This is a genomic window from Lactovum miscens (assembly GCF_014202895.1).
GTDB classification, from domain to species: domain Bacteria; phylum Bacillota; class Bacilli; order Lactobacillales; family Streptococcaceae; genus Lactovum; species Lactovum miscens.
This window is the reverse complement of sequence record NZ_JACHHV010000031.1, coordinates 1-17,600: the sequence shown is the minus strand read 5'-3', so window position 1 is coordinate 17,600 and position 17,600 is coordinate 1. Positions and strand designations below refer to the sequence as shown.

General features: G+C 35.5%; 14 protein-coding genes and 1 tRNA gene. All 15 read left to right on the top strand.

Features of this window, described 5'->3' with window-relative positions; genetic code table 11:
* On the top strand, positions 1 to 239 hold a 239-nt coding region (locus HNQ37_RS08415), incomplete at its 5' end, for a hypothetical protein (protein ID WP_221289117.1).
* A 279-nt stretch (positions 240 to 518) separates the two neighbouring features.
* A complete protein-coding gene (locus HNQ37_RS07265; protein ID WP_183540790.1) occupies positions 519 to 2,177 on the top strand; it encodes a formate--tetrahydrofolate ligase in 1,659 nt (552 codons plus the stop codon).
* 620 nt (positions 2,178 to 2,797) lie between these two features.
* Positions 2,798 to 5,146 carry a helicase C-terminal domain-containing protein gene (locus tag HNQ37_RS07260; protein WP_183540788.1) on the top strand — a complete coding sequence of 783 codons (2,349 nt, stop codon included), beginning with the start codon at positions 2,798 to 2,800 and terminating at the stop codon, positions 5,144 to 5,146.
* A 95-nt stretch (positions 5,147 to 5,241) separates the two neighbouring features.
* Positions 5,242 to 5,685 (top strand): cell wall elongation regulator TseB-like domain-containing protein, encoded by a 444-nt coding sequence (locus HNQ37_RS07255; protein WP_183540787.1) that lies wholly within the window; start codon positions 5,242 to 5,244, stop codon positions 5,683 to 5,685.
* Positions 5,686 to 5,762: 77 nt separating this feature from the next.
* Positions 5,763 to 7,106: an asparagine--tRNA ligase gene (gene asnS, locus HNQ37_RS07250; RefSeq protein ID WP_183540784.1), complete on the top strand. Its 1,344-nt coding sequence runs from the start codon at positions 5,763 to 5,765 to the stop codon at positions 7,104 to 7,106.
* 107 nt (positions 7,107 to 7,213) lie between these two features.
* On the top strand, positions 7,214 to 7,561 hold the full coding sequence (locus tag HNQ37_RS07245; RefSeq protein ID WP_183540782.1) for a nucleoside triphosphate pyrophosphohydrolase family protein: 348 nt from the start codon (positions 7,214 to 7,216) through the stop codon (positions 7,559 to 7,561).
* A complete protein-coding gene (locus HNQ37_RS07240; protein ID WP_183540780.1) occupies positions 7,558 to 8,217 on the top strand; it encodes a thiamine diphosphokinase in 660 nt (219 codons plus the stop codon). Before HNQ37_RS07245 ends, HNQ37_RS07240 begins: the two co-directional genes overlap by 4 nt.
* A 374-nt stretch (positions 8,218 to 8,591) precedes the next feature.
* Complete coding sequence (locus tag HNQ37_RS07235; protein WP_183540778.1) at positions 8,592 to 9,488, top strand: Gfo/Idh/MocA family protein; 897 nt, start codon at positions 8,592 to 8,594, stop codon at positions 9,486 to 9,488.
* Between the two features lie 2 nt (positions 9,489 to 9,490).
* Positions 9,491 to 10,270 (top strand): alpha/beta hydrolase, encoded by a 780-nt coding sequence (locus HNQ37_RS07230; protein WP_183540776.1) that lies wholly within the window; start codon positions 9,491 to 9,493, stop codon positions 10,268 to 10,270.
* The gene (locus tag HNQ37_RS07225; RefSeq protein ID WP_183540775.1) at positions 10,267 to 11,199 is read left to right on the top strand and encodes an ROK family protein; all 933 of its coding nucleotides are present in this window, start codon (positions 10,267 to 10,269) and stop codon (positions 11,197 to 11,199) included. The genes HNQ37_RS07230 and HNQ37_RS07225 overlap by 4 nt, the downstream gene beginning before the upstream one ends.
* A gap of 145 nt (positions 11,200 to 11,344) precedes the next feature.
* Positions 11,345 to 13,156, top strand: coding sequence for an ABC transporter ATP-binding protein (locus HNQ37_RS07220; RefSeq protein WP_183540773.1), 1,812 nt, complete (start codon positions 11,345 to 11,347; stop codon positions 13,154 to 13,156).
* A complete protein-coding gene (locus tag HNQ37_RS07215; RefSeq protein WP_183540771.1) occupies positions 13,156 to 14,931 on the top strand; it encodes an ABC transporter ATP-binding protein in 1,776 nt (591 codons plus the stop codon). Before HNQ37_RS07220 ends, HNQ37_RS07215 begins: the two co-directional genes overlap by 1 nt.
* Before the next feature lie 280 nt (positions 14,932 to 15,211).
* Positions 15,212 to 15,754: a pseudouridine synthase gene (locus HNQ37_RS07210; RefSeq protein WP_183540768.1), complete on the top strand. Its 543-nt coding sequence runs from the start codon at positions 15,212 to 15,214 to the stop codon at positions 15,752 to 15,754.
* Positions 15,755 to 16,034: 280 nt separating this feature from the next.
* Positions 16,035 to 17,159: a tRNA 2-thiouridine(34) synthase MnmA gene (mnmA, locus tag HNQ37_RS07205; RefSeq protein WP_183540766.1), complete on the top strand. Its 1,125-nt coding sequence runs from the start codon at positions 16,035 to 16,037 to the stop codon at positions 17,157 to 17,159.
* Between the two features lie 104 nt (positions 17,160 to 17,263).
* Positions 17,264 to 17,335 (top strand) — tRNA-Gly (locus HNQ37_RS07200).
* Positions 17,336 to 17,600: the final 265 nt, after the last annotated feature.

The following is a 17,600-nucleotide window of genomic DNA, read 5'->3' as shown; positions in this document are numbered from 1 at the left end:
AATCCTTTTCTACTTTGTTTATTCCAAATTCAAGTATAAAGGTTTCAGGTGTTTTTTTCTTTCTTCAGGTGGCTAACTTAATATTACAATTTGCCGTTTTAAAAATTTTTTATAAAAATACTATTTCAATTTATAAAAATGAAGTTTATGCGAAGAATAACATACCCTATAAATATACTAAAGCGAAGGCAAATGAATCTTTCGAGTTACCTCATTTACAGGGTTCTATTGTTAGTTAAAAAGTTTATTAAACACTTATGAGCGAGTCTTACCTTGGGTAATTCAAAGTATCACTTTGGAAAACCAGATATTGCTTTCTAAATTGAAATATATTTGTCTTTGCTTGTTTCTTATTATTTTAAAAAATCATTTTAATAAAAATGTCAGAGGTACAAAAAACGAACATTTTTATTAATAAAATGTTACTTTTCGTCTGTTAGTTTTCTATTTAAAGTTAATCTGATAAAATTAAAAATAGTTTAACTTCCTCAAATTAGGAGAGAATGGAGATTTAAATTTTGAAAACTGATATTGAAATCGCGGAGGAAGCTCAAATTGAGCCAATCGTAAATCTATCTGAAAAATTAGGAATTTTGTCGGATGATATTGATCTATATGGTAAATACAAAGCAAAAATTTCGATTAAAAAGTTTGATTTGAAAAAATCAGGGAAGCTTGTTTTAGTTACAGCTATTAATCCTACACCTGCCGGAGAAGGAAAGACGACGATTTCGATTGGACTGGCGGATGCGTTAAATCAAATTGGGATAAAAACAGTTCTTGCTCTTAGAGAACCTTCAATGGGGCCAGTTTTCGGTATGAAAGGTGGAGCAACTGGTGGTGGTTATGCCCAAGTGGTTCCAATGGAAGATATTAATCTTCATTTTACGGGTGATCTCCATGCCATGACTGCTGCTAATAATCTTATTTCTGCAATGCTTGACAATCATCTCTTTCAAGGAAATGAGTTAAATATTGATCCAGAGCGCATCATTTGGCATCGCGTAATGGATATGAATGATCGTTCACTTCGAGACATCACAATTGCCCAAGATGGTTTAAAAAGGTCTGTCCCACGGGTTGATCACTTTGATATTACAGTAGCAAGTGAAATCATGGCAATATTCTGTTTAGCGACTTCATTATCTGATTTGAAAGTCCGTCTTTCAAAAATTTTGTTGGCGTTTGATAAAGATGGTAAAGCCATTACAGTTTCTGATTTGGGTATTACTGATGCAGTTGCATTGATTCTTAAACAAGCCCTCAAACCAAATTTGGTGCAGACCCTTGAGGGAAATGCCGCCTTTATTCATGGGGGACCCTTTGCTAATATTGCCCATGGGTGTAATTCAGTTCTTGCCACTCAAGCGGCACTGACATACGGTGATGTTGCTGTCACGGAAGCAGGTTTTGGAGCAGATCTCGGTGCTGAAAAATTTTTGGATATTAAGAGTCGCGAGCTGGGAAAGTCCCCAGATGCAGTGGTCATGGTTGTGACCGTTCGTTCTTTAAAATATAATGGTGGAGTAAAGAAGTCAGAACTGAATTTTGAAAATCTGGAAGCTTTGGAAGCAGGTTCTGTCAATTTGAAACGTCACATTAATAATCTAAAAAAATTTGGAATTCCATTAATGGTTGCTATCAATCACTTTTATAGTGACACAGATGCCGAGATTAAGCTTTTGTCAAGATTGATTGAGAATGAGGGTGTTAATTTTGCTTTGGCGGATATTTTTTCAGAAGGGAGTAGAGGTGGCAAACAGATGGCGAATATTCTCTTACAAACCCTAAAACAAGAAAAGAATTTCAGCCCAATTTATGATCTCAAAGACTCAATACCTGAAAAAATTGAAAAATTAGCAAAAGAAATTTACCATGCTGATAAGGTAAATTATTCTGAAAAAGCTCTCAGTCAATTAAAAGAAATTGACGAAATCGCCGGTCAATCACTGCCAGTCTGTATTGCAAAGACTCAGTACTCATTCAGTGATAATGCAAAGTTATTGGGTGCTCCAGATGGTTTTGAAATTACTGTACGCGAAATAACTCCTCGTCTTGGTGCTGGTTTTGTTGTAGTTTACCTTGGTGAAATTATTGCTATGCCGGGGCTACCAAAGCACCCCGCTGCACTTGATATGTCAATGGATGACAATGGACAGGTTAGGGGGCTCAGCTAGTCCTATTGTTCAAGAAAAATAAAAATAAAATAGAAGAAAATCGAGATTAGCATATCTCGATTTTTTGTGGGGTTAAAATTATTTTCAATTTTTTTACTATCCTTCAAGGTTGGAATCACGCCCAAAAATCTTTAATGGTAAAGGAGTGAAATCAAAATTTATAAATCGTGGCCCACACTTTCCGGCAGGGCTATCTTTAATAAACTGATTTTAAATGTTTACATTTTGTTGGAATGTAACACTATGGTTATCCTTATAGCCATGGTAATATCTTAGTGTTTATTACTAAAGTTGAAGCAGAAAGATGAATTTCCATTTAAGTTTGTGTGGAATCAGCCAAAATACATTTTATTTTGCCAGAAATTCAGCAAACCTTCTATTTATTATTTTCTGAATCAAATGAATGTGGGCTAAAAGACAGGTAATTATTTTCTTACTCAAGCTGAAGAGGGAAATTGTTTTTACTTTCTATATTAAATTAGGTAGGTAAAAACCTGATTATTTGAGCTTTACAGGATTAAACAAATCAAATCAACCTTAAATGTACTTTTTTGCCGAAATTTTCAATTTTTTTAACTCATGATTGGTCCAAATCTATCTGTTTTAGTATAATAGTAAGGATGACTCGTTATGCAATTGTAGATTTAGAAGCGACAGATACTTCTAGTTCAGAAAATCATGAGAGAAAAATTATTCAAATCGGTATTGTCATTATGGAGGATGATAAAGTTTTGGAGACTTTTTCATCTGAGGTCAACCCTCACCAACCTTTAACTGAAAACATTATACGTCTCACGGGCCTTAGAGATCGGCAATTAAAAAAAGCGCCAGAGTTTGCTAAACTCATCCCTAAAATAAAGAAACTTCTAAAGGATTGTGTCTTTGTAGCTCATAATGTAATCTTTGACTGGGGGCTATTATCAAAAAACTTTGAAGAATTTGAAGAGTACTTGGAAATGCCTCGCGTTGATACAGTTGAGCTAGCTCGGATTTTTTTCCCAACCTTTGAAAAATATGGACTTGAATTTTTAAAACAAAAGCTGGGTTTAAAAAATGATCACTTACACTCAGCTTTGTCAGACGCAAGTGAAACAGCAGAACTCCTTTTAAAAATTCAAAATGAAATCCAAAAATTGCCAAAATCCGTTTTGTTGGAAATTAAAAAGCATGCTCAATGCTTGACTTATGAAACAAATTTAATAATTGACAAGTTTGTTGCTCGGGCTGAAGTAAGACAAGAAAATTTTGAGTTTTATAAATATTTTGGAATTTTAAAGCAAAAGAAAGAGCTATTAGAGACTAAAATTTCTAAAGAATTTAGCGAAAATGTGAAAGCTTTAGGAATGAGGAAACGTCGCGTTCAGGATAAAATCGCAGAGATTGTGAACGCGAATTTGATGGAAAAAGAGGCGGTCTTTATTGAGGCTCAAACAGGCTCTGGTAAAACCATAGCATATGTTATTCCAATTCTAGCAAAGGGACGTCGTTTGGTGATCTCAACTGCTACTAAAGTTTTGCAAGATCAGCTTTTACATGACTTAGGTCCCAAAATGAAAGAAAGTTTTGGTATTCAAACGACTAAGCTAATGGCTTCAAGCAATTACATCTCACTTGATCAGTTTGACCTTTATTTATCAGATATAATGGCATCAACTAATACAGAAATTTTCAAGATGAAAGTCCTTGTTTGGCTAACACAAACTCAAACAGGCGAACTTTCAGAGATTTCAAAAAATTTAACTAATCCTGATATGTTTGAAAGAATCTCTAATTTTGGAAATGATAATTCAAACATTGACTTTTGGAAAATTGCCAATGAGCGTGCGAAAAATGCTGATGTCTTAGTACTTAATCATGCATATATGATTGAACTTTTAAAGAAAAAATCAAAATTATTCTATGGTCGACATCTGGTGATTGATGAAGCGCAGCGGTTGTTAACAGTCTTAGAAGCTTCTAATCAAGAGCATTTGGAAATCTTAGATGAACTCTTGCCTCTACAACTTATAAATTCGGATGAAAATCGGATAGCTTTAGAAGATTTTCTTTTTCAGTTAGGTAAGTTTCCTTTTTCCCGAAAAAAGATTTTTATGGATGCGGCAGAGTTAGGCTTAAATCGGATTTGTGACTTTTTGATGAATCCTGATAATATCTATTGGACGACAGGCAATACCCTCAATTCTAGTCAACCAGATTTTAATAATTTTAAAAAGTTGATTCCAGAAGATCAAAAAGTAATCTTTGTTTCAGCCTCAATTGCGTTTAGTAATGATAAGGTTTTACTTCCTGAGCTTTTGGGGTTTTCAGTTTATAAATTCTTTAAACTTCAAGCTAAAATTGCAAAGAATCAAAGAATTTATGCGATTAGTGACGGACCATCAGTAAAAAATACGTCTGTTCAGGACTATAGCAACTATGTTTTCAAAAATTTGATTAAATTGGCCGAATTAAATCGCCCAATTGTTGTGTTGTTTAGTTCACGTCAGATGCTTAACTGGACGGCACGGCAATTTGAAAAGTCAGAAATTAAAGTGGGTGTTCAGCAACATGGTTCTCAGGCCAACAATGAATTATTGAAAAATCAGTTTGATACAGGAAAATTTCAAGTTCTTCTAGCTACTGGAGCCTTTTGGGAGGGAGTAGATTTTGAAAAACAAAAAAATGTGATTCTGGTTATTCCTCGTCTCCCATTTGCGACACCTGAGGATGTTTTGACAAGGAAATTTTCTGAGAAATTTAAAAATCCATTTTATGATTTCAATTTACCAATGGCTGCAATGCAGCTTCGCCAAGCTATGGGACGTGTAAATCGGAAAATGTCACAACGTTCATGCGTAGTGATTCTCGATCGAAGAATTATGGGAAATTCTTATGCGAAGCGCCTCAGAAGAAATTTGGAAGAATTAACAACAATTGAAACTGGAGCCTTTGAAGTTCTCTTACCTCAGATAAAGGATTTTCTGAGGTAAAAGTTTCATGTAAAAGACAACTAATAGTAATGTAATGAGAATTAGGGGTATTAAAGAAAAGATGTGTTCTTGATTTTCTGTTAGAATAAGTAGAAATGAGAAAAAAACAAAAAATTTCATTGGCAGATCAGATCATGATTGGATCTTTGTCGGTTGTATTTGCTGGCTTTTTAGCCTATTTTATATACATGGGAGTAGCAATCCAACGGCTTGAATCGGAGCGAAATCAGATAGTTAGTATTGCCAAATCAAAAACTGATTTAAAAAATATTGATACTTTTAATATCGTGACGACGGATAAAAGTTATTATAGCCTTTTAGGTACGACAGCTTCTGGGGAAAAAATAGGTGTTCTACTTCCTAAAGCAAAAGGTGCGATTTCGGTAATTAAGCTTTCCGATGGGGTGGGTATGTACAGTCTTCCTCAAAAAGGAGCAACGACCATTGATCTAGCTTTGTATAAAGGTAAGACAGTGTGGGAAGTCAATACAAAAATTGATTTCAAAATTTATGACTTCAAAACAGGTAAAGAAGTATAGAACTAGAAAGGGTCAGGCTGGTATTGTCTAACCTTTCTTGTTATAATTGTATAAATATTTAAAGTAGAAAGAAATTTATGACGGAATTAGTAATGATCAAAGACATTTCACAGCACGTTGGTGAAACTGTAAAAATTGGTGCTTGGTTGGCTGATAAATCTGGAAAGGGTAAATTGCAATTTTTACAACTCCGAGATGGAACAGCTTTTTTTCAGGCTGTTGTTTTTAAACCAAATTTTGTTGAAATATATGGAGAAGATGAAGGATCAGCTAAGTTTGATGAAATTAAGCACTTAGGTCAGGAAACTTCCGTATACGTGATTGGAGTCGTTAAAGAAGATGAACGTTCTAAGTTTGGCTATGAATTGGACGTGACAAATGTTGAAGTGATTGGAACTTCCCAAGAATTTCCAATTACACCGAAAGAGCACGGAACGGATTTTTTACTTGATCATCGTCATCTATGGTTACGTTCAAAGCGCCAAATGGCTATTATGCAAATTCGTAACGCTGTTATTTATGCAAGTTATAAGTTTTTCCAAGAAAATGGTTTTATAAAGTTTGATAGCCCTATACTTACGGGTAATGCAGCTGAAAATACAACAGAACTTTTTGAAACAGATTACTTTGATAATCCCGCTTTCCTTTCACAATCGGGTCAACTTTACCTTGAAGCAGGTGCGATGGCCCTTGGTCGTGTCTTTGACTTTGGTCCGGTATTCCGCGCTGAAAAATCTAAAACACGTCGCCATTTGACTGAATTCTGGATGATGGATGCAGAATATCCATTTGTGACCCATGAAGAATCACTTGATATCCAAGAAGCTTATGTGAAGGAAATGATCCAGAGTGTCTTAGATAATGCCGCTTATGCTCTTGAGGTACTTGAACGTGATACCACCAAACTTCAAAAATATGTAATCACACCATTTATGCGCGTGTCATATGATGAAGTCATTGATATCTTAAATGCTCACCATGGTGAAGATGACGCAAACTACGAATTGCTAAAGCATGGTGACGATTTTGGCAGTCCTCATGAAACTTGGATTTCAAACTACTATGGGGTTCCAACTTTTGTTGTCAATTACCCAGCTAGTTTTAAAGCTTTCTATATGTTACCAGTCCCTGGAAATTCAGAGAGAGTGCTTTGCGCTGATCTTTTGGCACCAGAAGGTTATGGTGAAATTATTGGTGGTTCAGCTCGTGAAACAGATTATGACTTGCTCAGAAAAAAAATCATTGATTTTGGTCTTGATCCAAAAGATTATGACTGGTATCTTGATCTGCGTAAATTTGGGTCAGTCCCACACGCCGGATTTGGTCTTGGCCTTGAACGTATGGTCACTTTCATAGCTGGAACAGATCATATCCGTGAGGCGATTCCATTCCCCCGTATGATAAATCGAATTAAACCTTGATCAAGATTTTAGAAGTGATGTTAAAAGCCGGCAGTGCTGGTTTTTTTTTTGCACACAGTTGATTTTACAAAAATGCTTCTTATCAAGAATTTTGCTAAAATAAAGTTATGAAAATGAATGAATATCAAGATCAAATTATCAAGTTTGACCTCTTTGATGAACGACCTGAAACTGTACTGATAGATTTAGCATTTGTCGACAAAGTATTAGGGCTAGTTGGAGAATCTGGAGAAGTTGCGGATAAAGTGAAGAAATTGATTCGTGATAAAAAAGGAAAAATTTCAGCCAAAGATCAAATTGAACTTGCGAAAGAACTTGGCGATATCCTTTGGTATGTCGCAACAACAGCTCGTTATCTGGGTTTGACACTTGAAGATGTAGCTACAGCAAATATTGCCAAACTTGAATCGCGTTTTGACCATGGCCAACTTAGGGGCTCTGGAGACAATCGATGAGGATTTTAATAATTGCAGGATTGCCAAATTCTTTACCAGAATTTGATTATGATACCATTGTTGGTGTTGATGCAGGTGCTCTATGGGCTGTAAAAAATGATCTAGCTTTAGATGTTGCTGTAGGTGATTTTGATTCTGTATCTGATGAAGAAATGATACAGATCATTCAGTCAGGTGCTGAAGTTCATAAATTGAATCCAATTAAAGATGAAACTGACTTTGAAGTAGCACTCTCTGATAGCTTGGAGAATCACCCGGATGCTAAAATAAGAGTCATAGGTGCTTTGGGTGGCCGTTTAGATCATGAACTGACCAATATTTTTCTTGCAACTACTCCAAAATTCTCTAATTTTGCCAGACAAATCATGCTTCAAAACGAGCATAATATTATTCAATATTTTTCAGCTGGAAAGAACAGAATTAAACAAATTGCCGGAATGAAGTATATCGGCTTCATAAAAGTTGGAGCCGATAATTTTTCGATTGAAAATGCTAAGTATCCTTTGAAAGCTGTAGATAATTTTTCTGAAATTTACGCCAGTAACGAATTTTTAGCAGATGATGAATTAATTACTATAAACTTTACTTCAGGTGTAGTGATTGCTATCCATTCAAGCGATACCAAACTAAACGTTAAAGCTATTGGAGACTTTTAATTTGGTTGAATTTATGAGTGAAGCGAATATGAGTTTTTTTTTAACTTGTTAATAAGTCGAGGCCACTCTGCCTTATTTTGATCATTTTTGATCTAGGTAATTTATAGAATGGATAAACAGGATTGGTAGTCTTTTGGTAGAAATTATCAATTGGGTATCAATTTTAACTAAAAAATTGAGATAAGGCAAAATTAAATATAAATTTTAAAGATGATAGTTAGCCTAAATAATTATTAGGAGAAATGAATTATTCTTATAATTTTGTGTCTAAAGTTGATTCAACTGAAAAAATAATTTAAGAACATTTTGGATTTCTGAACTGATTTTAGGATACGCTTTCAGAATTTTAGTTTTTAAAATGATAAAATAAAACTATGAAAATTGGAATAATTGGAGCAAGTGGTGGAATTGCCGCTAAAGCTTATTTGCCTGTATACGCAGGTCTTCAGACCGAACATGAATTTACCATTTACTCACGTGACTTAGCTAAGGCTGAAATAGTGCGAGCAAAATACAATTTTGCTAAAACAACTAATATCTTGGCTAACCTTGATTTGTCAGATCTGGTTTTTATTCATGCCATTACTAGTGCACATTTTAAATTAGCTAAACATTTTTTGGAAAAAGGTATCCCTGTGGTGATGGACAAACCTATTTCTGAAGACTTTGGCGAAGTTCAAGAACTTTATCATATTGCTGAAGATAAGAATGTTCTTTTCATGATAGCCTTCAATAGACGCTTTGCACCAATGAATGTCAAACTCAAGGAAGTAGCAAGTAAGAACTTTGTTAAAGTTACAAAGAATCTTAGCAATCAAACGGGTGATGTCAAATTCCAGCTTTACGACATTTTCATTCATCCTCTTGATACAATGATTTATCTACTTGATGATGAAATTAAGTCTTGGACATACCAGCTTACAACAGAAGATAATAAACTTTCTCGTATCTTGGTAACTGTTCGCACAGAAACAGCTACCGGACTTGCAGCTATGAATTTAAGTGCAGGAGTCTATGAGGAAATCTTTGAGGTTGAGTCATCATCTGGCACTTATCGCTTGAAAGAGCTAACTATGCTGGAAGAAGGACATGGGGGCTCACACACTGTAACCCTTCCAAATGGCTGGGCATCAGCAACCTACAACCGTGGATTTGATGGAATTGTTAATTCAGCAATTGCTTCAGTAGCGGGGCAAGTACTTGATTTGAAGCAAGATAATATTTTAATTTCACATCAAATCGTTTCAGAAATTCTTGAAAAGGAACTATAAGCATGGCAATTCTGAAAATTGAATACTATTCAGAAGTTCTTGGCATGAACCGTCCAGTCAATGTTATCTATCCAGAAGCGGCTAAGACAGGGGTAAAAGATGCTAAAGATATCCCTGTTATTTATCTGCTTCACGGTATGTCAGGAAATGAAAATGCTTGGTTAAATCGTTCAGGTATTGACCGCCTTGTTCGTAAAACTAATGTAGCTTTGGTAATGCCATCAACAGATCTTGGTTGGTATAGCAATACTAAATATGGAATGAATTATTTTGATGCAATTGCTCAAGAACTTCCAAGAGTCATCCATAACTTCTTCCCAAGTCTTTCAACGAAACGTGAGAAGAACTTTATAGTTGGTCTTTCTATGGGGGGATATGGTGCTTTTAAGCTTGCTCTTCTGACAGACAAATTTAGTTGTGCTGCTTCATTGTCAGGTGCTTTAAGTTTTGACTTTCAAGAAGATTTGATTTTTGAAGAAAATGAAAATTATTGGTCAGGTATCTTTGGATCGAAAACTGAATTTGATCTGTCTGAGACAAACAATCTTCAAAATCTTGCAAGAAATTCTAAAGAACGTCCAAAACTCTATGCTTGGTGTGGAGCTCAAGATTTTCTTTTTGAAGTCAATAATGTGGTGACAAAAGAGTTGAAAAATCTAGGGTATGATATCACTTACGAGATTTCAGAAGGTATTCACGACTGGTATTACTGGACACAAAAAATTGATAGAATTCTTGATTGGTTGCCCATTGATTATCAGCGTGAGGAGAGAAAGATATGACTATTTTTGCATTTGATATTGGCGGTACCTTTACAAAATATGGTGTCATTTCGGATGATGGTAAAATATTAGAGAAGTCAAAAATTCCAACGGTGCATAACGAAGAAGATTTATTGAAAAATCTGTTAGGTCTCGTGAATGAAGCAAATAGGAAATATCCTGATATCAAGGGAATTGGGATTTCAGCACCGGGGATCGTTTCTGACGAAGGTCGAATGATCACTTTTGGTGCATTGAAAAAAATGTATGGTCTTCCCCTAGCAGAGAGCTTAAATGTTTTGACATCTCTCCCCGTAACTGTTGAAAATGATGCAAACGCAGTAGCGATTGCCGAAGGTTGGCAGGGTGGCGCAAAAGGACTGAAGAATTATATTGTAATGGCTTTAGGAACTGGGATTGGTGGTGGAATTGTCATCAATGGTCAAGTATACACTGGGGCACACGGTGGAGCAGGTGAATTTGGTTGGCCACTTTACCATGGTATCTATCGAAGAGGTAATATCGAGTTTCAATCTGAAAATTTTCGCTCTTCAGTTGTTTCGGGACTTTTGACGAGATATCAAGCTTTGGCTAATCCTATGGGAGAGAAAGAATTTTTAGAAGATGCTGTTATCTTAATTGAGAGAGTCAAATCAGGTGATCAAAAAGCAGCAGCGGTTTGGCAAGATTACATTGAAGATGTTGCTATTAATTTAATAAATTTGATGGCTATCTTTGATCCAGAAGCGATTTTAGTTGGGGGTGGTATCTCTGAAAGTGATATTTTTATGCGAGACTTAAGAAATAAGTTTATGAGACTTATCAAAAGTCACGAGTCACTTAACCGCATAAATGAAATGGGACTTATTGGGGAAATTCGTCGTGCTATTTTGGGAAATGATGCTGGTCTATTAGGTGCAGCTTACAGTGTAATTCAAAAATCAGGCTGATATCTGTAAAGTCAATTACATCTTGTTGTAAATTAGGTATTTGTGTTAGATATTCCTTCTGTTGATTTAATTTGACAGAAGTTTTTTTTTAACGTAAAATTATCAGAATATTGTAAAATTTGACATGAAAGTTTAGGAAGTATTTATGAGACCTTTACACCAGTTATGGTGGTATTTCAAAGAAGAAAAAAAGAGCTATGGATTAGGAATCTTTGCCCTTTTTTGTGTTGCTTTGACCCATCTTATTCCACCAATTATCATTGGAAGATTTATTGATAACATTGCAAAAAGAAATTTAACTGTAAGGTTGATGGCTGAATATTTATTGGTTTTATTAATAACGGCAGGGGTAGAGTACTTTTTCCGTTATTTTTGGACCATTAATCTTAGAGGAGCTGCCTTCAAACTTGAAAAGGTACTTCGTGCTCGTTTGTTTAGTCATTTCTTAAGCATGGATCGTTTATTTTTTCAACGTAATCGGACTGGAGACTTAATGGCCCATGCTACAAATGACTTGAATGCCATACGTGATATGGCGGGATCAGGAATTTTGACTTTGGCAGATTCTTTTATGTCAGGTGGAACAACCATAATTGCCATGCTTGTTGTGATTGATTGGCGGTTGACCCTGCTTGCAATTCTGCCAATGCCACTATTAGCTTTGGTGGCAAAGATTTTAGGAGATAGAATTCACACGACTTTCGACCACGCTCAAGCGACTTTCTCAGAGATGAATGATAAAGTTCAAGAAGGTATCTCCGGTATTAAAGCTATTAAGTCTTTCGGTGAAGAAGAACAAGATAAAAAGAATTTTCAAGCTCATTTAAGAAGGGTTGACAAGGCTTTTAATGATGTGAATTTTATTGACTCTTTATATGACCCATTGATCAATTTGATTGTTGGCTTGAGTTATGCGCTTACTATTTTCTTGGGTGGCTACTATGTCCTCCATCATGTAATTTCTATTGGTCAATTGGTCAGCTTCTTTGCATACATCTCAAATCTTGTTTGGCCGATGTTTGCAATAGGACAACTCTTTAATTTGATAGAGCGTGGATCTGCCTCACTCACTCGTGTGGACCGTTTGTTGGCTCAAAAAGCAGAGTCAAAAGTGATGAACGGAAAATTGAAGATGCCTGAATCTGGAGATTTACACTTTGATGTTGAAGTCTTTGAATATCCTGGTGAAGATAGACATTATCTTGAAGGGGTTGAATTTACACTTAGAAAAGGACAAGTTTTGGGATTAGTTGGAAGGACTGGCGCAGGGAAATCCTCCGTAATTAAGTTACTCATGCGTGAGTATGATGATTATAGTGGTCATATAGATTACGCAGGTAGAAATATTATGGCTTATCAACTTGATGAATACCTTCCTTCAGTCGGTTATGTTCCGCAAGAACATTTTTTATTTTCTACTACGGTAAGGGACAATATCCGCTTTGCAAAAATGGGTGCGACACAAGCAGAAGTTGAATTGGCAGCAAAAGTGGCGGGTATTCATGAAGATATCTTAACTTTCTCAGAGGGATATGATACTTTAGTTGGTGAACGAGGCGTTTCTCTCTCAGGAGGGCAGAAGCAACGTCTGTCGATTGCTCGAGCTATTTTAATAGACCCCAAAATTTTAATTTTGGATGATGCTCTTTCTGCTGTGGATGCAAAGACTGAAAATCTTATCTTGACAGAATTAGGTAAGATAAGAGCTAATTCTGCAACTTTAATTGTCAGTCATCGACTCAGTTCAGTTATGAAAGCTGATGAGATTTTAGTACTTGATGAAGGAAAAGTAGTTGAGCGTGGGACTCATGAACAACTTATTCTAGCTCATGGTTGGTACTCTCAGATGTGGCAAATGCAGCAAATTGAATCGAAACTTGGCCGAGAAGAAACAGAGATGGATATTCTTCTTGATGAAGTTGAAATTATTACCAATGTTGAGAGAAAGGGGAATTGATGAGTAAAGAAAAGGATATCAAACTCACCTTCAAAGAACAATGGGCAACTCTAAAGTTTATTTTGGGATTTCTCAAGCCTTTTAAATGGTATTTTGTTGGTGCTCTTTTTTTCGGAGTTTTAACCACCATTTTTACAGCTATCATGCCATTTATCCTTTCAACTTTTATGGATCAGCACTTAGTAATTGGTAAGGTAACAGATCGAACACTGGTTTATTTTTCCATACTTTACTTTTCTGTGGCTATGATAAATGCCATGTCTTGGTTTTTCCGCTGGATTACTTTGCAAAATGGTTCAAATATGGTCAATCAATACATTCGTGGGAAACTTTATGATAAACTTCTCACATTAGGTATGCGTTATTTTGATCAGAAACCAACAGGTTGGTTGATTACACGTGTAACAAATGATACAGACCTCTTTCAATTTTGGACTATGATTTTCAATGGAATTATTTCAATTATTTCAATTATAATTTCATTTATTGCGCTCTTTTATATTGACGTTCCAGTAACTTTTGGAATGATGGTTTTTCTTCCAATTCTATTTGCTGCAGTTTGGCTTTACAATCACATTTCTACTCAGGTTTATAAAGCGATGCGTAAACGCCTTTCAGAACTCAATACTAAACTTAATGAATATATTTCAGGAATGCGTATTATTCAAGAATTCCGCCAGGAAACTCGTCTGAACAATGAATTTGATGAGACCAATGATGAGTATTATCGTTTGCGCATGCGTGTAATAACTATCAATGGGCTTTTACTTAGTCCTATGGTTAATTTTCTAATGGCAATATCAATTGTGGTGGTCCTTTTTCTTTTTGGAAATCGTTCAACTTATTCACTGGTTGAGGGTGGACTCGTCTATGCTTTTATTCAAAACGTACGACAATACTTCAATCCAATAACAGGGCTAATGGACTCACTTTCCTTCTGGTCTGATGGTATGGTAGCCAGTTCTCGTATTCGTCAAATTCTTAATGAAACGGAATATGCTCCTGCTCAACATCCTGTTGAAGGAGTAAAAATTGTAGAAGGAAAAATCGAATTTCGCCATGTGAATTTTAGTTATGATGGTGTGATACCGATTTTAAAAGATATTTCATTTGTGGTTAACCCCGGCGAAACGCTTGCTTTTGTTGGTCATACTGGATCAGGTAAGTCTTCGATCATCAATGTCTTTATGCGTTTTTATGAATTTGGTGATGGTCAAGTTTTGATTGATGATAGAGATATTAGAGACTATAGCATGGAAGAACTTCGTCACAAAATTGGTCTGGTTCTTCAAGATAGTTTTATTTTCGTTGGAAATGTAGCCGACAATATTAGAATGATGAATTCTAATATTCCAATTGATGATGTCATCGCTGCATCTGAATTTGTTCAGGCCAATCATTTTATTGAGAAATTACCTAACGGTTATGAAACTCAAGTGATTGAGGGAGGAGATGCTTTTAGCTCAGGTGAACGTCAGCTTTTGAACTTTGCCCGAACTATTGTAAGAAACCCAAAGATTTTGCTGCTTGACGAAGCAACTGCCAGTATTGATACTGAAACAGAAGCACTTATTCAGGATGGACTAGAAAAAATGTCGCAAGGCCGAACGACTATGGTTATAGCACATCGGCTTTCAACAATCAAAGATGCCGATCAGATTCTAGTACTTGATAAAGGAAAAATTATAGAACAAGGGACTCATGATGAATTGCTAGTTCAAGATGGTTATTATGCGGATATGTATCGAATTCAAACTTTACAAAAAGGATTATAATTAAACTTCAGGTATCCTAGCCTTTGGTTTGCTATTTTTTAGTATAAAAAGAAAATAATTTTGTAAATTTGACAAAAATAATTTAAAGATTTGAAAGAGAGATTTATCAGAAGAAAAGTTATTGGTAGATATTTATCTCTAATATCGGAGTTATAAGCCACCTCAGTCTAATAAGGAAATAATATTTAGCCCAAAAGTGAAGTCAATGATAAATTTCTAGTTGGTGTTTGAATTTATTAAAATTTATTACTTGAACTGTATGAAGGATTTATAAAATAACATGATTTTATTATTTAACAAACCATTTGGAGTACTCACAAAATTTACGGATGATGAGGGACGAAAAACCTTATCGGATTTTATAGATATTTCTAATGTATACGCTGCTGGACGATTGGATAAAGATTCAGAAGGCTTACTTTTGCTGACTGATGATGGAAAATTACAACATCGTTTGACAGATCCAAAGTTAAAGTCTTTTAAAACTTATGTGGTACAAGTTGAGGGTATTCCAACTGGAGAAGTAATTGAGAAACTCAATAAGGGTGTTCTTTTGAAAGATGGAATAACCTTGCCAGCCAAAGTTCATATTTTAGAACGCGAGCCAGAATGGTTGTGGGAACGTACTCCCTCTGTTCGCTATCGTGCTAATATACCGACAAGTTGGTTAGAGATCTCAATCAAAGAAGGACGAAATCGACAAGTTCGTCGTATGACTGCTAATGTTGGATTACCTACTTTAAGGTTAATCCGTACGAAGATTGGGGAATATGAACTTGGTGATTTGGATCAAGGAAAGTATAAGATTATAAATAAAATTTAGCTAAAAATTGAACAGTGTTTATTTTTTGAAACGAGTAGAAGTAGGAGCTGTTATTTTTTAAAAGTCTGACCATGTACACCGGTGCCTAGGATTCACGGAATATTTTTGCACTCATTAATCTGAGTAGTTTTAGTAATTGAAGCTGTTTACTTCTCTTGAAAAAGTGCTATAATGATAAAACTGTTTACATAAGTCAACAGAAAAAAACTAATCGCCCAAACTTCCCCTGGGTACGAAAGGAAAGAATGACATTTTGTTAAAAAGTCATTCAACAAGGTAAATGAAAGATAATAGTAAAACTCGCGTTGTCGTGGGTATGTCAGGTGGTGTGGACTCAAGTGTAACTGCACTTCTATTGAAGCAACAAGGTTATGATGTAGTTGGCCTTTTTATGAAAAACTGGGATGATACAGATGAATTTGGTGTCTGCACTGCAACTGAAGATTTTAAAGATGTCGCAGCTGTTGCGGATCAGATCGGTATCCCTTATTATTCTGTTAACTTTGAAAAAGAATACTGGGAGCGAGTCTTTGAGTATTTCTTAGCTGAGTACCGTGCAGGACGTACACCAAATCCAGATGTAATGTGTAATAAGGAAATCAAGTTCAAAGCTTTCCTTGACTATGCCATGGGGCTGGGTGCAGATTATATTGCAACTGGTCACTATGCACGTGTAATTCGTGATGAAGAGGGTCATGTCCACATGCTTCGTGGTGTTGATAATAATAAAGATCAGACTTATTTTTTGAGCCAATTGTCACAAAAACAATTGGATCGAGTGATGTTCCCACTTGGTGATATTGATAAGCCAAAAGTTCGTAGAATTGCTGCAGAAGCGGGCCTTGCTACTGCCCAAAAAAAGGATTCAACGGGTGTTTGTTTTATTGGTGAGAAAAACTTCAAAAATTTCTTAAGCGAATATTTGCCTGCTAAACCTGGGAAGATGAAGACCTTTGATGGTAAAGATATGGGTGTTCATGCGGGGCTGATGTACTACACAATTGGTCAACGTGGTGGACTTGGTATTGGTGGTCAATCAGGTGAGATTGAGAGTGAGCCGTGGTTTGTTGTGGGAAAAGACTTATCACAAAATATTCTCTATGTGGGCCAAGGGTATCATAATGAAGCTCTTTATACTGACTCTCTTGATGCTTCAGGTGTTAGCTTTACTCGTGAGATGCCGGAGAATTTTGAGTTAAAGTGTACGGCTAAGTTTCGCTACCGCCAGCAAGATGTTTCTGTAACAGTTAAGTTTGAAGGAAATAATGCTTTTGTAACTTTTGATGAGGCAGTACGTGCAGTCACTCCTGGTCAAGCTGTTGTTTTTTACGATGGTGAAGAGTGTCTCGGAGGTGCAACCATCGATCGTGCATATAAGAACGAAGTTGTTATGCAATATCAATAAAAAACAAAGTAGATACAAATATAAAAAAGCCACAAAGGTGGCTTTTTTTCTAATTCTAACTTTAAATATGCTAGATTTTTAAAAAAGGTGTATAATTTTCACATGCGAATATCGTATAGTGGTTATTACACCAGCTTCCCAAGCTAGCAACGCGGGTTCGATTCCCGTTATTCGCTTTATAATACAAAAAATTGACTACTAATAGTAGTTTTTTTTGATATTTTCTAAATGAGGCGCTATAATATCATAAACTAACAGATAATATGCTTATGAGAAAAGATTTTTATTTTTTGAAAGATATATTAATGGATAATATAAATGCGACAATTTTATAAAATATATCTACGGCAAATTGTAAAATTAAGTTAGCCACCTGAAGCAAGAAAAAAACACCTGAAACCTTTATACTTGAATTTGGAAAAATAAAGTAGAAAAGGATTC

Coding starts and splice junctions, on each gene's coding strand:
- HNQ37_RS07260 (WP_183540788.1), top strand. CDS start 2,798: ATGACTCGTTATGCAATTGTAGATTTAGAAGCGACAGATACTTCTAGT.
- HNQ37_RS07255 (WP_183540787.1), top strand. CDS start 5,242: ATGAGAAAAAAACAAAAAATTTCATTGGCAGATCAGATCATGATTGGA.
- asnS (WP_183540784.1), top strand. CDS start 5,763: ATGACGGAATTAGTAATGATCAAAGACATTTCACAGCACGTTGGTGAA.
- HNQ37_RS07245 (WP_183540782.1), top strand. CDS start 7,214: ATGAAAATGAATGAATATCAAGATCAAATTATCAAGTTTGACCTCTTT.
- HNQ37_RS07240 (WP_183540780.1), top strand. CDS start 7,558: ATGAGGATTTTAATAATTGCAGGATTGCCAAATTCTTTACCAGAATTT.
- HNQ37_RS07235 (WP_183540778.1), top strand. CDS start 8,592: ATGAAAATTGGAATAATTGGAGCAAGTGGTGGAATTGCCGCTAAAGCT.
- HNQ37_RS07230 (WP_183540776.1), top strand. CDS start 9,491: ATGGCAATTCTGAAAATTGAATACTATTCAGAAGTTCTTGGCATGAAC.
- HNQ37_RS07225 (WP_183540775.1), top strand. CDS start 10,267: ATGACTATTTTTGCATTTGATATTGGCGGTACCTTTACAAAATATGGT.
- HNQ37_RS07220 (WP_183540773.1), top strand. CDS start 11,345: ATGAGACCTTTACACCAGTTATGGTGGTATTTCAAAGAAGAAAAAAAG.
- HNQ37_RS07215 (WP_183540771.1), top strand. CDS start 13,156: ATGAGTAAAGAAAAGGATATCAAACTCACCTTCAAAGAACAATGGGCA.
- HNQ37_RS07210 (WP_183540768.1), top strand. CDS start 15,212: ATGATTTTATTATTTAACAAACCATTTGGAGTACTCACAAAATTTACG.
- mnmA (WP_183540766.1), top strand. CDS start 16,035: ATGAAAGATAATAGTAAAACTCGCGTTGTCGTGGGTATGTCAGGTGGT.